Consider the following 12,710-nt stretch of genomic DNA (forward strand, 5'->3'; position numbering starts at 1 on the left):
GTCGCCTACCGCTCCGACGGATCCTTCTCGTAGGCCTTCAGGCGGTCGTACTCCTCTCCCGTGATCGGCAGCACCGTGCCGTGTTTGAACCCGTAGGGAAACGAGAACTCGTCGTCGGCGCGCACGAACTCGTCCTCCAGCGACTCGGCTACGAACGGAACGTAACCCTGCGTCTCGGGGCTACCGCCGAAGTAATCGACGAACAGACACCACCGGCCGTCCTCGAGTTTCACGGCGGTCGGCGCCTCGTACCGCTCGCCCTCCAGTCCCTCCATGGTGCGATCGAACGCCGTCACTCGAGTGAACGGTCCGGTCGGACGCTGGGCCTTCAACAGGATGATTCCGGCGGGGTTCGCTTCGCTTTTCAGGAAACAGTAGTACGATCCGTTCTCCTCGTACATCGCGGAGTCGATGACGCCGCTGTCCGGCTTTCGGTACTGCAGTTCCGGCTCCGAGAACTCCTCGAACGACTCGGTCCGCGCGTAGTAGATCGCCTTCTCCTCGAAATCGTCGCTGCGGTGGGCCGACGACCAGTGAACGACGTACTCGTCGTTCTCGCTGTCGTACGTGATATCCGGCGCCCAGAGGCAGCCGAACGACTCGTCGCCGAGTTCGACCATCCGCTGTTCGGACCAGTCGACCAGATTTTCGGATTCCCACATCACCAGCGAGGTACTCCCGTTGCGCGTTATCTCCTCCCACGAGTCGTCGTACTGATTGGGCATCCCGTAGGCCAGGCTGAGGTCCGTCCCCATGATCACGAACCGCCCGTCGGTCGTTCTGGTGATCGTGCAGTCCCTGACCCCCTTATCGCCCTCGTAACTCCAGAGGACGGGATCGCCGCCGTTTACCGCCTCCCAGCGGAACCCGTCCTCGCTGATCCCGAAGTACACCTGCTCACCGTCCGGCGTCCGCTTCTCCCTGAAGTGAACGAACAAGTAGGCCTGCATCACTATTCGAACGGTTGTCAGGTGGTGCCGTAGCTGTTTCCGTTTCGTCGCTCGTCGAGGAAGGGGTCGAGTCGCCGCCGCGGCGCCTAGACTCCGAACGTCGCCCGGAGCATGTCCCGCGTCCCGGGACCGAGGCCGACGGCGACGACGGTGATCAGCATCAGGATGGCGAAGCGGGGCTGTTCGTCGAAGATCTCCTCGTTGAAGACCCAGACGACGAACGTGGCGGCGACGAGTTTGACGAGCAGGAACGGCCAGGCGGCGCCGATCGCGTCGACGACGTTGGGAGGCAACACCGAGCCGGTGATGTCCACGATCGCCCCGTTGATGGGATGTTTCGGCGTGAGGTTGTGCTCGAGGCCGAAGGCGGTCGCCCAGTCGAGGCCGATGACGTTCGCGACGCCGTCGACCGCGTGCGCCCAGATGACGACCACTCCCATGTACTCCGTTCCCCGGTTGATCTCGGGGGCGAACCGCCCGATGAGGAGCCAGGTGACAGCTGTGGCGAGGGTCGCGCCGACGAGCGTCGTCACCAGGAGCAGCGGATGGAAGTCCGCGTAGGGCTGGGTCGACGCGTACCCCAGATAGGCGAGCGTGAGCGTCAAGTAGGCCGTCCCGATCGCCGCGAGCGGGTACTCGTAGCCCGAGACGCGGTCGGTCCGGTCGAGCCAGACCGCCACGACGACGGCGAGCACCGTGAGGAGGGCGACGGTGAAATAGATCAGCGGGCTGATCAGGAAGCCGATCCACGGCAGCCCCATCATGAGTTCGCCCGTCTCCCGGTAGGCGGCGACGCTCGTGTCCTCGACGACCCGCAGGGCGCCGCCGAAGAGCATGAACGGGAACAGCGCGAAGAAGCCCGCGCGGTAGCGCTCGATCTCGAGGCGGCGAACCAGGAAGAGGACCCCGATCGCCATCAGGACGAGCGTCGGGATGTAGCCCGCATAGGAGACGAACGTGTAGCCGGGCTCGGCGGTCGGACCGGCGTTGGCGCCGGCGTTGCTGCAGTGTATTTGCTGGCCGTCGGCCCAGGCGATGCAGCTCCAGCCGTGGGCGTCGGCGACCACCGGTCCCCAGTAGTACTGCCAGATCAGCTCGACGTAGACGGACTGATAGAAGAGGGAGGCGGCGAGCGCCACGCTGACGGCGAGGAGAACGACGGTCGCGGCCCAGATTCGCTCGGCCCCGTACCGTTCGATGAACTCGTCCATGCGAGAGTAGCTGTACGGGGGCCGCTTACCGTTTCCGATTTTTTTGCACCGGACGCCCGACGGATCCCGACCGCCGTCAGTCGCCGCCGTCGTCGATCGTCCGCGCGGCGGCGCGGAGTTCGTCGTGGAGCGCTCCGTTCGAGGCGACCAGCCCCTCGCTGTCGTGGCGCCAGCGGTTCCCCTCGAGGTCCGTCACGGTCCCGCCGGCCGCCCGGATCAGCGCGACGCCCGCGACGGTGTCCCACGGGTTGGCCCGCAGGTTCGTGATCGTCCCCTCGAGGGCGCCCGACGCGACCATCGCGAGCTCGAGCTGGGCGCAGCCGAAGCGACGAACGTCGCCGAAGCGGTCGGTGAGGCCGCGGACCGCCGCGGCGTACTGGTCGCGCTGGTCGAAGTTCCACCAGTAGGTGGGACAGACGGTCGCGGCCTCGGGGTCGGCGCAGTCGCTGACCGAGAGCGGCTCGCCGTTGCGAACGGCCTCCGTCGGCCCGACGCGGTAGGTGTCTCCCAAGGCGGGACAGACGGTGGCCGCACCGATGGGATCGCCGTCACGGACCGCCGCGACGGCCGTTCCGAACGCGCGGATCCCGTTGACGTAGTTGTTCGTCCCGTCGATGGGGTCGACGATCCAGGCCGGCCCCGCCTCGGGGACCGCCTTCAGCGCGTCGTCCTCCTCGCCGACGATCGGATCGTCCGGGTACGAGGCCTCGATCACGTCGATCACGCGCCGTTGAGCCTCGCGGTCGGCCTGCGTGACGACGTCGGTCTTGCCGTCCTTCCGGTCGACCTCGAGCTCGCCGCGAAAGGAGCCCGCGGCGACGTCCGCCCCGGCGCGGGCGGCGTGGACCGCGACGCTCGCGCGCCCGGCGTCCCCATCGTGTTTGCTCATGGTGTTCGTCGGGGCGACGGCGTCAAAAGGCGTTGCCCTTTGGGTCCGGCTCGAACCGCCGGCGCCGCGGCGAGCGCGCGGTCTCGCCGACCGACTCGAGTTCGACGCTCTCGATGGACAGGACTGTTCATTTCACTCGTGTGACGACAGCTTTATTCGGCCCATCGCGTACTCGCCACCATGAGCGCCGATGAGCGGTCCCGCGAGAAGCGGGGACGAGACGAGCCGGAAGCGCAGGAGGCACTCGACGACGAGACGATCCGAGAGGCCGTCGAGCAGTCCTCGCGCGGGGTTCCGGCCGCCGGGGCCGTCGTCCGCGACCGGTTCTCGGCGGACGAGATCTTCCACCGGATCGTCGCCGCGGCCGACGACGAGATCACGACCGGGATCCGGGAGCTGTTCTTCAGCGCGCTGGCGGCGGGCTTCGCGATCACGCTGACGTTCATGCTCTACGCGTCGCTGACCGACGGGACCGGCGGCGCGCCGATCGTCGGCGCGCTCCTCTATCCGCTGGGCTTCGTCTACATCATCATCGGCGACTACCAGCTGTTCACCGAGAACACGCTGCCGCCGGTCGCGCTCGTCCTCGAGCGACTGGCGAGCGTGCCGGCGCTGCTGACCGTCTGGACGATCGTGCTGTTCGGCAACCTGCTCGGCGGCGCACTGGGCGCGTACGTGCTGGCGAACACGGGGGTCTTCTCCCCGTCCGTCATGTCCACCGCGGTCGGGATCGCCGAACAGGGGGTCGAAACGGCGTGGTGGAGCCTGTTCTTCAAGGGGGCGTTCGCCGGCCTGCTCGTCGCGGGCGTCGTCTGGCTCGACTACGCGTCCCAGGACACGACCGCGCGGCTGGTGCTGGTGTACGTCGCCTTCCTCGCGATCCCGGTCGGGAACCTCTACCACGGCGTGGTCTCGGCGACCGAAGTGCTGTTTCTCGCCTTCCGCGGCGAGCTGGCGCTCGCGACCGGCGCGATCGACTTCGCCCTCCCCGTGCTCCTCGGAAACACCATCGGCGGCGTGTTGCTCGTAACGGTCGTCAACTACTTCCAGGCGGTCGAACGCGAGTACCAGGAGCAGAACTACGTGCTCACGTTCCGCGAACTCTGCTTCGGCAGGTTCGCCCGCGGCGATTACTCGCCGCCGCCGCGGGACGATTGAACGCGGTCGCGGGCCCGCCCGCGGTCGGTCCGAACCGGTTTCCGCGCTTCGAAGCGATCGAAAACGAGACGGCGGCGCACGGAACGCGGCGACGCCGAGCGACCGGCCGACGACGCCTTCAGCTCTCCTCCGGGTCGAACGAGGCCTCGAGCGTGACCACGTACCGTTCGGTCTCCCCCTCGCGATCGGTCTCGGTCGGCTCCGAGTCGATCTCGACCCCGCTGACGTGTTCGATCGTTCCGTCGGCGGCGTCCATCGCGTTCTGTACGGCGTCCTCCCACGATTCGGTCGAGCTCCCGACCAGCTCGACGATTTCGGCTCGCTCACCCATTGCCGTCCCGATTGACGCCACCAACTGGTAAATGATACGGCCCGTCCGACCGACGGAGACGACGCTCTCGAGTCGTGTAATTGCGAAGACAAACCGTCGTCGTACCGACCGACGGCCGGTAGAACCCGGCGTTTACATCCGCGATGGAGGGGGTCGCTGCAGCGGCTCGTCCGAGCGGACGACTCCGCGTCGCTCGAGCGGGAGGTACCGAGACGCGATTCGAGAACGTCTCGCGATCGAGGGCGCGGCGGCCCCGATCAGACGAGCTGGATGAGGTTTCCGTTACACGTGACGTGGAGATCGCGTCCGAGCGTGTATCCCTGGTTCGAGGCGAGGTCGACGTACCCCGAGAAGCCCTTCATGTTCTGGTGAGCCGGGATGACGTGCTGGGGCTGGAGGGCGTCGAGCATCTCGTAGTGGCCCTCCTGGCGGAGGTGACCCGAGACGTGGATGTCGGAGTAGATCCGCGCGCCCTGCATGCCGAGCAGTTTCTCGGCCTGGTAGCGCTGGCCCTCGTTGGTCGGCTCCGGAATGATTCCGGCCGAGAAGACGACCTTGTCGCCGTCGTCCAGTTCGTAGGGCGTCTCGCCGCGGCCCATCCGAGTGAGCATCGCGCGGGGTTCGCCCTGGTGGCCGGTGACGACGGGCAGGTAATCTTCCTTCCCCTCGTTCATGATGCGCTCGAACGTGCGGTCGACGGAGTTTCGGTGCCCGAACATGCCGAGGTCGTCCGGGAACTCGGCGAAGCCCATCCGTTCGGCGGTGCCCGAGTACTGTTCCATCGAGCGGCCCAGCAGGACGGGCTGGCGGCCGATGTCCTTCGCGAACTCGACTAAGCTCTTCACGCGGGCGATGTGACTCGAGAAGGTGGTGGCGACGATGCCGCCGTCGTAGTCTTCGACGCTGTAGAGGACGTCCCGGAGGTGTTCCCGGGCGACCCGCTCGGACTGGGTGCGGCCCTTCTTGTTAGCGTTGGTGCAGTCCTCGATGTAACAGAGGACGCCCTCGCCTTCGCGACCGATCTCGCGGAACCGCTTCATGTCGATCGGATCGCCGATGACGGGCGTGTGGTCCATCCGCTTGTCGAGCCCGTAGACGATCGCGCCCTCCGGGGTGTGGAGGACGGGGTTGATCGCGTCGATGATCGAGTGGGTGACGTTGACGAACTCGAGTTCGATCTTTCCGGAGTCGCCGATCGACATCGTCTCGCCGGCGTCCATCTTCACGAGGTCGTTCCCGCTGTCGAACTTCTGCTCGTCCGCGAGTTCGCCCTTGACGAGTTCGATCGTGAACGGCGTCGCGACCACCGGCGCGTCGTACCGGTGGGCCAGCTTCGAGATGGCGCCGATGTGGTCCAAGTGGCCGTGGGTCGGGACGATCGCTTTCACGTCGCCCTCGAGGTCGCTCATGATCCGATCGTCGGGGATCGCCCCCATGTCGATCAGGTCCAGGCTGTGCATCCCCTCCGTGCGGAGGTTGTCGTGGATCAGCACCTTCGACAGGTTCAGCCCCATGTCGAAGATGACGATGTCGGTTCCCGCGCGGACGGCGGTCATCTGCCGTCCGACTTCCTCGTAGCCGCCGATTGTTGCGATTTCGATTTCCATAGGAAACGCCGATCATAGCGGCCTGTCACAGATGCGGTAGTCGAACTCGACTGCCGTGCGACTCCGTCGGCGGGCGCGAACGACGCGTTCGTTCCCGCTCCCGACGCAGTGTGTGAAAGACAGCGCGTCTTTCGGTCGTCCGTACAGTCGACCCTCGGACGTATATACCCGCGGTTCGCTCGAGGCCGAGCGTCGAACCGCTACTTGACGGCCGTGACGGGCGACGGGCTCTGCCGAACGACGGTTTCGGCGACGCTCCCGACGACGATTCTGGCGATCCCCGTTCGGCCGTGGGTCCCGATAACGACGTGATCGACGTCCGCGGCCTCCGCGTACTCGGTGATCGTCTCGCAGGTCGGGCCGATATCGGCGACGCGGCGGATCGAACCGCCACACTCCTCGGCGATCGCGTCGGCGGTTTCCAGCCGCCGCTTCGCGCTCGCGAACAGTTGCCCCGTCTCTTCGGCCTCCGCGTACTCCGACTCGCGCCCGACCTCGTCGATGACCGTCAGCACCGTGATCTCCGCGTCCGGAAAGTTCTCGAGCGCGTGTTCCAGCGCGTGACGGGCGGGCGCCGATCCGTCGAACGGGACGAGAACGCGGTCGTTCATGGGTGATCTACGGTATCAATAGGCATAGCTATTCCGCAGGAGCGCGTCGGACGAATTACTGCAGTCAGAGCTCCGACTGGTCGGTTCGAGCGGCACGGAGAAGTTTGCGAGGGAAGATCGCTCCGTGTTGATCTTCCGCATCTTTACCGGTGCTTTCGCACCGCATGCGATGCGAGGGAAGGGAATCGAACCCTTGAACGTCTACACGAGCGGATCTTGAGTCCGCCGCCGTTGGCCGCTTGGCTACCCTCGCACGCAGTGGCGGATTCTCGCCTCTTCGGGTTAAATTGTCCGATTCGTACGCGGAGCGCGACCGGCGTTGAAAACGCTTAGGGTCCCGCACCCGGTAGCGCCGACCGTGAGCGAGAACCGCGTCGTTCAGGGGCGAATGGTTACGGCCGAGAAACTGGCCGAGATGGTCGAGGGCGACTCCGTCATGGAGGTCGACTCCATCGAGGAGGCCGACCGGGACTGTCCGGACTGCGGCGGCAACGTCCTCGAGGTGACCTACATGCCGTCGGTCACCGAGCTCGTCACCGGCTGGAAGTGCCAGGACTGCGACTGGAGCGAGGCAGACCGGGACTGAGCGGTCCGTCGTCGGTCGCAGGCGGCTCGAGCAGCGACCGCGTTTTCGATCGGCGAGCAGTAGCGAGTAGCACGATTTGCTTCTACAGAACGCCTCTGAGAATGCGTGTATCAGTTCGACAGCCGGGTGCTCGGATTACCCGACTCGCGCGTCGCGGCCGTGATCCGTCCCGGATCCGAGGCGACATTTGAGAACGCCACCGGCGCCGACGAGAACGAATAGGGACCCGCTGGCGAGCAGCAGGTACAATCCCGACCCGACTGCATACCGTTCGACCGACCAGTAGCTGTGAAAGATGTCGCCGAACACCCAGAGTAACAGTCCGCCGGCACCGACGAGTGCGATATCCGGTCGCCAGGGTCGGAATCGGGCTAGTACGGCGACGCCGACGACGGCCACGACGAGTACAATGACGGCCGGGTCGATACCGCGGAGGCCGGTCTCCATACCCGACACGTATTCTGTGGTGTAGACCGCCCGTCCCTGTAGCCGACCGGACGCTTCCGAACCCACGGGAGCCACACTCCAACGACCCCCAGGACCGCCGCGACGATCGTCGCGACGAGAGACGCCGGTGACGGAGTGTTCGCCATACGGTTTCTTTTCCCCACCTCTGGGAAGTGTCTTCCCGTGCTAAACCGCGTTTCGATCCCTGTACCGGACGAAGAAGACGACGGTCGGTGTGGACGCGTCACCGACGGTTCTCCCGCGATCGGTGCGCGAACTATTCGCCCTCGAGCGGCTCCCCGCGCCGATCGATGCGCGTCGCCGGCAGCCCGGCTCGATCGGCGTGTTCGCGGATGGCATCCTCGCTCTCGGCTCGGTAGTGACAGAACGTGCCGGTGACGTCGCCGTCCTCGGTGGTCAGGACTTCGGATTCGACCCATCGGATGCCGACGCCCTCGTCCCGGAGGGTCGACAGTGCCTCTCCGGATTGCTCGCCGGCCGCCTCCAGTTCAGCCTCGGTGATCGGTTCGTCCAGCTCGCGGAGGATGAGGAAGTCCTCCAGCTCTTGCTCGCGATCGTGTTCGGACATGGTGTTTCAAGTGTTATCATACACCATGACGGGTCATAAACCCGGAGGAGCCGGTCCGCGCTAGCGGCCGGGCCACCGCTTACCAGATCAGCCAGTCGAGTCCCACCACGACGGCCGCCAGAAAGACGTGCTCGCCGTCGACGACGAACCCGTAGTACAGCGGGCCGCGGTCGGGCGTCGCGAAGGGGATGTAACAGGCGACGTAGCCGTTCATCGCGAGCAGGGAGAGGAACTCGAGGGGGAGGTCGCTCCCGGCGACGACGGCGACGACGGCCGCGGCGATCGCGAGGTTCGCGGCCTGGGAGTACCGACGGGTCGCGGCCGTCCCGAACCGATTCGGAACGGTCGCGATCCCCTCCTGTCGGTCGCCCTCGATGTCCTTGATGTCGAAGATGGCGGCCGCGACGGTGATCATCGCGGTCAGATACACCGCGAACGCGAGGATCTCGAGCGTCCAGAGCCGGCCGTAGTAGTAGCCGACGCCCAGCGGGACGATGCCCCAGGCGAACCCGACGAACAGGTTCTTCACGAGGAAGACCTGCTTGATCCCGCCGACCGAGTAGAGCAAGATGACGATCGGCGGGAGGAAGAGGTAGATCGCACCGGGGAGGCCGAGGGCGAGGGCGACGCCGATGGCGGCGACGTACAGGCCGACGCCCGCGGCGAGCAGCAGTCGGCCGTACCGTTTCGTAAACGAGGCCCGCTCCGGGACGTTTTCCTCGTCCTCCTCGAGGTCGGTGAACCGGTTGACGGTGTAGACGAACAGCGTGGCCGCGAAGACGATAAAGAGGGGGAGCGGCTCGAGGGGCAGATTCGCGAGCAGGATCGTCGTGACGACGACGCTGGTCGTCGACAGCGAGATGAAGAGGTTGCTGTGGACGAGCAGCCGGAGGACCGACTCGAGCGACGACATCCAGCGTCGGGTTCGGTGCGATGCGATCGAGTTGCTCACGAGTTCGGCCACGACCGTGGGAGAACGTGGGATGGAAGACGCTTGAATGCTGTGTTGGCACGGACCGAACGACCCTCGAGAGGGGGTCGATCGGGACGACTCGAGACGGGCGTTTCGCTCGGTATCCCGGTACACCCGCAGGGATAAGTAGCGGCGTTGACTACTCCCGGTATGGCAGAGATTACGTTGACGACGGCGCAGCGGCGGGCGGTGACTGCGCTGGTCAACGAGTATCAGTCGGACGAGTCTCCCGTTCGGGCGAAAACCGTCGCGGCGGAGCTCGGACTCGAAACCGAGAGCGTCCGCCGACAGATGGGTCACCTTCGAGAGCTGAATCTGGTCGAGGGAGTCAGGGGGCCGAAAGGCGGCTACCGGCCGACCGATATCGCGTACTCGGTGCTCGGTCGACAGCCGGACGAGGATCCCGAACCGAGCGTGCTGGCCCGCGACTTCGACCGCGTCAACGCGGTCGTCGACGAGGTCCGCTTTACGAACGTCCATCACCCGGACCTGTGCCGGGCGCACCTCCAATTTCAGCAGTCCCTCCAGGAGTTCGACGAGGGCGACACGATCGCGGTCGGGATCTCCCCCGGAACGGAACTACTGCTGGCGGGCGTGATCGACGCCATCCAGCCGACCGATAACGTGTTGATCGTCGACGTCGCGCGGCTGGAGACGCCGGGGGCGGACGCGAACGAAAACGGCCGGAATCGCAGCGCTTCCCCGGTCGACGAGTCCACGGCCGCCGACGATTGATCGAATTACAAAATCGGGTACTCGAGGGAGGAAAGTGCCGGTGAGTTCGGACGAGTGGAAAGCAGTTTCCGTCCCCTAGTTGAAAATCTCCACAAAGGAGTCGACTGGAAACACGTTCGGCCCGGACGAACGCGATGGAGTTTCCGGTCATCGATCGATTTTCCGTCGCGAGTGGAAACTAACAGGATTTAAGCAAGGTCGGAACGGCCGTTCGAATGGCTATGAAATTGCACGAGTACCAGGCGAAGCAGGTCTTCGCCGACGCCGGCATTCCGACGCCGGCATCAGAACTCGCCTCCGACGTCGACGGCGCGGTCGCCGCGGCCGAGGAGATCGGGTATCCAGTCGCGATCAAGGCGCAGGTACAGGTCGGTGGCCGCGGGAAGGCCGGCGGGATCAAACTCGTCGAGGACGAGGACGAAGCGCGCGAGGCGGCCGACGAGATTCTGGGGATGGATCTCAAGGGCTACCACGTCGATCGCGTCCTCGTCGAGGAAGCGGTCGATTTCACTAACGAGCTCTACGTGGGGATCACGATGGATCGCGGCGAGGGCAAACCCGTCGCGATGGTCTCGACGAAAGGCGGCGTCAACATCGAGGAGGTCGCCGAGGAGGACCCCGACGCCATCGCGCGCGAGCACATCGATCCCTCCTTCGGGATGCACGCCTACCAGGCCCGCAAGGCCGTCTACGACGCGGGCGTCGATCAGAGCGTCGCTCGCGACGTCTCGAACGTCCTGATGACTCTCTACGAACTCTGGGACGCTCGCGACGGTTCCGACGCCGAGATCAACCCGCTGATGGTCACCAGCGACGACGAGGTCATCGCGGCCGACGCCGTGATGAACATCGACGAGGACGCGCTGTTCCGCCAGCCCGAACTCGCCGAGATGGAAGAGGAGGCCGCGGGCGGCGACGAACTCGAGCAGAAGGCCGACGAGTACGACTTCGACTACGTCCGTCTGGACGGTAACGTCGGCATCATCGGCAACGGCGCCGGTCTCGTGATGACGACGCTCGACCTCGTCGATCACTACGGCGGCGAGCCCGCCAACTTCCTCGACGTCGGCGGCGGCGCGAAGGCCGAGCGCATCGCGAACGCGCTCGATATGGTGTTCTCGGACGACAACGTCGATTCGGTCGTCTTCAACATCTTCGGCGGGATCACGCGCGGCGACGAGGTCGCCCGCGGGATCAACGAGGCGTTAGAGCAGTTCGACGAGATCCCCAAGCCGGTCGTCGTCCGTCTGGCCGGCACCAACTGGGAGGAAGGTATGGAAATTCTCAACGAGGACCTCGTGACGGTCGAACAGACCCTCGAGGATGCGGTACAGCGTGCCGTCGAGTACGCTGGGGAGGTGAACGAATAATGAGCGTTCTAGTCGACGACGACACGCGCGTCGTGGTACAGGGCATCACCGGCGGGGAAGGCAAGTTCCACGCCAAGCAGATGATGGAGTACGGCACCAACGTCGTTGCCGGCGCGGTCCCCGGCAAGGGCGGCCAGGAGGTCGAAGGCGTCCCCGTCTACGACACGGTCCACGAGGCCGTCGAGGAGGAGAACGCCGACACCTCGGTCATCTTCGTCCCGCCGGCGTTCGCCGGCGACGCCGTCTTCGAGTCGCTCGACGCCGATCTCGACCTCGCGGTCGCGATCACGGAGGGCATTCCGACCCAGGACATGGCCCGCGTCAACAAGCGCCTCACCGAGACCGACACCCGACTCATCGGTCCGAACTGTCCGGGTCTCATCACCCCCGGCGAGGCCAAACTCGGCATTCTCCCCGGCAACATCTTCGCCGAGGGGAACGTCGGCCTCGTCTCCCGTTCGGGGACGCTGACCTACCAGGTCGTCGACAGCCTGACCAACCGCGGTATCGGGCAGACGACGGCCATCGGTATCGGCGGCGACCCGATCATCGGCACCGACTTCGTCGACGCCCTCGAGCTGTTCGAGGACGACCCCGACACCGACGCCATCGTCATGTGCGGCGAGATCGGCGGCGAGGACGAGGAGGAGGCCGCCGCGTTCATCGACGACTACGTCGACACGCCGGTCGCCGGCTTCATCGCCGGCCGCACGGCGCCGCCGGGCAAGCGGATGGGTCACGCCGGCGCCATCGTCTCCGGCTCCGGGACCGGTACCGCCGAGAGCAAGATCAGCGCCCTCAACGACGCGGGCGTCCCCGTCGGCGACACGCCCGAGGAAGTCGCCGACCACATCGAAGAGTTCCTCGCGTAACGCCGCGATCGGTCGGGATCCTCTCGAGTCGCGACTCGAGGGGCGACCATCGTCGGTTTCGGCCGTCGTTTTTTCGAGCGCGTCCGTCGCGTGTCGACCGAGCAGTCGCGCAGCCGGCACTCGTCGCCCCGTCGGAACGCGCAGATCCCGGCAGCACTCCCTTGCGGGAGCCGACCGTCCGTTCGGCTATGCCCGTCAGTATCGTGTGTGACGAGTGTGGAACCGCGCATACGATCCCCGAACGACCGGATATGGACCGCGGCGGAACCGGCTGTCCCGAGTGCGGGAGTCGCTCGTTCACGGTCCGCCGGGAGGACGTCGTGTGGCATCCGGAGCGTTAGCGCGTCCGCGGTCGCGACAACTCGAGGACGAGTCCGGAGC

Annotated in this window: 13 protein-coding genes, 1 tRNA gene and 1 pseudogene; 5 read left to right on the forward strand and 10 right to left on the reverse strand. The window is 65.9% G+C overall.

What is annotated here, in order from left to right; translation table 11 throughout:
- Positions 1-5: 5 nt before the first annotated feature.
- The 3 genes from HTZ84_RS05700 to HTZ84_RS05710 form a co-directional block, all read right to left on the reverse strand.
- Positions 6-950 (reverse strand): glycoside hydrolase family 43 protein, encoded by a 945-nt coding sequence (locus HTZ84_RS05700; RefSeq protein ID WP_174679790.1) that lies wholly within the window; start codon positions 948-950, stop codon positions 6-8.
- Between the two features lie 86 nt (positions 951-1,036).
- Entirely contained in the window at positions 1,037-2,161 is a 1,125-nt protein-coding gene (locus tag HTZ84_RS05705; RefSeq protein ID WP_174679791.1) for a DUF63 family protein, read from the reverse strand.
- A gap of 76 nt (positions 2,162-2,237) precedes the next feature.
- Complete coding sequence (locus tag HTZ84_RS05710) at positions 2,238-3,050, reverse strand: inositol monophosphatase family protein (RefSeq protein WP_174679792.1); 813 nt, start codon at positions 3,048-3,050, stop codon at positions 2,238-2,240.
- Positions 3,051-3,230: 180 nt separating this feature from the next.
- On the opposite strand from HTZ84_RS05710, the pseudogene HTZ84_RS05715 reads away from it, so the two are divergent.
- Positions 3,231-4,190: pseudogene (locus HTZ84_RS05715) on the forward strand (formate/nitrite transporter family protein); the annotation flags it as partial.
- A 136-nt stretch (positions 4,191-4,326) separates the two neighbouring features.
- On the opposite strand, the gene HTZ84_RS05720 reads toward HTZ84_RS05715, so the two are convergent.
- From HTZ84_RS05720 to HTZ84_RS05735, 4 genes are all read right to left on the reverse strand, one after another.
- The gene (locus tag HTZ84_RS05720) at positions 4,327-4,539 is read right to left on the reverse strand and encodes a dodecin family protein (RefSeq protein WP_174679794.1); all 213 of its coding nucleotides are present in this window, start codon (positions 4,537-4,539) and stop codon (positions 4,327-4,329) included.
- A 257-nt stretch (positions 4,540-4,796) separates the two neighbouring features.
- Positions 4,797-6,146, reverse strand: coding sequence for a ribonuclease J (locus tag HTZ84_RS05725; RefSeq protein ID WP_174679795.1), 1,350 nt, complete (start codon positions 6,144-6,146; stop codon positions 4,797-4,799).
- Positions 6,147-6,346: 200 nt separating this feature from the next.
- The gene (locus HTZ84_RS05730) at positions 6,347-6,757 is read right to left on the reverse strand and encodes a universal stress protein (protein WP_174679796.1); all 411 of its coding nucleotides are present in this window, start codon (positions 6,755-6,757) and stop codon (positions 6,347-6,349) included.
- 170 nt (positions 6,758-6,927) lie between these two features.
- Positions 6,928-7,010 (reverse strand) — tRNA-Leu (locus HTZ84_RS05735).
- Between the two features lie 105 nt (positions 7,011-7,115).
- On the opposite strand from HTZ84_RS05735, the gene HTZ84_RS05740 reads away from it, so the two are divergent.
- Entirely contained in the window at positions 7,116-7,343 is a 228-nt protein-coding gene (locus tag HTZ84_RS05740) for a DUF5795 family protein (RefSeq protein WP_174679797.1), read from the forward strand.
- A gap of 135 nt (positions 7,344-7,478) precedes the next feature.
- On the opposite strand, the gene HTZ84_RS05745 is transcribed toward HTZ84_RS05740, so the two are convergent.
- The 3 genes from HTZ84_RS05745 to HTZ84_RS05755 all read right to left on the reverse strand — a co-directional run bounded on the left by HTZ84_RS05745 (position 7,479) and on the right by HTZ84_RS05755 (position 9,292).
- Complete coding sequence (locus HTZ84_RS05745; protein WP_309138855.1) at positions 7,479-7,856, reverse strand: hypothetical protein; 378 nt, start codon at positions 7,854-7,856, stop codon at positions 7,479-7,481.
- A gap of 211 nt (positions 7,857-8,067) precedes the next feature.
- On the reverse strand, positions 8,068-8,379 hold the full coding sequence (locus HTZ84_RS05750) for a DUF4242 domain-containing protein (protein ID WP_174679798.1): 312 nt from the start codon (positions 8,377-8,379) through the stop codon (positions 8,068-8,070).
- Positions 8,380-8,458: 79 nt separating this feature from the next.
- Entirely contained in the window at positions 8,459-9,292 is an 834-nt protein-coding gene (locus HTZ84_RS05755; protein WP_174679799.1) for a UbiA family prenyltransferase, read from the reverse strand.
- A 210-nt stretch (positions 9,293-9,502) separates the two neighbouring features.
- Here HTZ84_RS05755 and HTZ84_RS05760 point away from each other — a divergent pair, with 210 nt between their 5' ends.
- The 3 genes from HTZ84_RS05760 (at position 9,503) to sucD (ending at position 12,329) form a co-directional block, all read left to right on the forward strand.
- Positions 9,503-10,087 (forward strand): Rrf2 family transcriptional regulator, encoded by a 585-nt coding sequence (locus HTZ84_RS05760; RefSeq protein WP_174679800.1) that lies wholly within the window; start codon positions 9,503-9,505, stop codon positions 10,085-10,087.
- A gap of 221 nt (positions 10,088-10,308) precedes the next feature.
- Positions 10,309-11,457, forward strand: a complete 1,149-nt coding sequence (sucC, locus tag HTZ84_RS05765; RefSeq protein WP_174682539.1) for an ADP-forming succinate--CoA ligase subunit beta — start codon at positions 10,309-10,311, stop codon at positions 11,455-11,457.
- A complete protein-coding gene (gene sucD / locus HTZ84_RS05770) occupies positions 11,457-12,329 on the forward strand; it encodes a succinate--CoA ligase subunit alpha (protein WP_012943233.1) in 873 nt (290 codons plus the stop codon). Before sucC ends, sucD begins: the two co-directional genes overlap by 1 nt.
- The last annotated feature ends 381 nt before the right edge of the window (positions 12,330-12,710 follow it).

The sequence above is a fragment of the Haloterrigena gelatinilytica genome (assembly GCF_013342145.1).
GTDB lineage: Archaea > Halobacteriota > Halobacteria > Halobacteriales > Natrialbaceae > Haloterrigena > Haloterrigena gelatinilytica.

Excerpts from the sequence above, each read along its gene's own strand:
- HTZ84_RS05710 (WP_174679792.1), bottom strand. The coding sequence starts at position 3,050 with ATGAGCAAACACGATGGGGACGCCGGGCGCGCGAGCGTCGCGGTCCAC.
- HTZ84_RS05705 (WP_174679791.1), bottom strand. The coding sequence starts at position 2,161 with ATGGACGAGTTCATCGAACGGTACGGGGCCGAGCGAATCTGGGCCGCG.
- HTZ84_RS05755 (WP_174679799.1), bottom strand. The coding sequence starts at position 9,292 with ATGTCGTCGCTCGAGTCGGTCCTCCGGCTGCTCGTCCACAGCAACCTC.
- HTZ84_RS05750 (WP_174679798.1), bottom strand. The coding sequence starts at position 8,379 with ATGTCCGAACACGATCGCGAGCAAGAGCTGGAGGACTTCCTCATCCTC.
- HTZ84_RS05700 (WP_174679790.1), bottom strand. The coding sequence starts at position 950 with ATGCAGGCCTACTTGTTCGTTCACTTCAGGGAGAAGCGGACGCCGGAC.
- HTZ84_RS05725 (WP_174679795.1), bottom strand. The coding sequence starts at position 6,146 with ATGGAAATCGAAATCGCAACAATCGGCGGCTACGAGGAAGTCGGACGG.
- HTZ84_RS05760 (WP_174679800.1), top strand. The coding sequence starts at position 9,503 with ATGGCAGAGATTACGTTGACGACGGCGCAGCGGCGGGCGGTGACTGCG.
- HTZ84_RS05720 (WP_174679794.1), bottom strand. The coding sequence starts at position 4,539 with ATGGGTGAGCGAGCCGAAATCGTCGAGCTGGTCGGGAGCTCGACCGAA.
- sucC (WP_174682539.1), top strand. The coding sequence starts at position 10,309 with ATGAAATTGCACGAGTACCAGGCGAAGCAGGTCTTCGCCGACGCCGGC.
- HTZ84_RS05730 (WP_174679796.1), bottom strand. The coding sequence starts at position 6,757 with ATGAACGACCGCGTTCTCGTCCCGTTCGACGGATCGGCGCCCGCCCGT.
- sucD (WP_012943233.1), top strand. The coding sequence starts at position 11,457 with ATGAGCGTTCTAGTCGACGACGACACGCGCGTCGTGGTACAGGGCATC.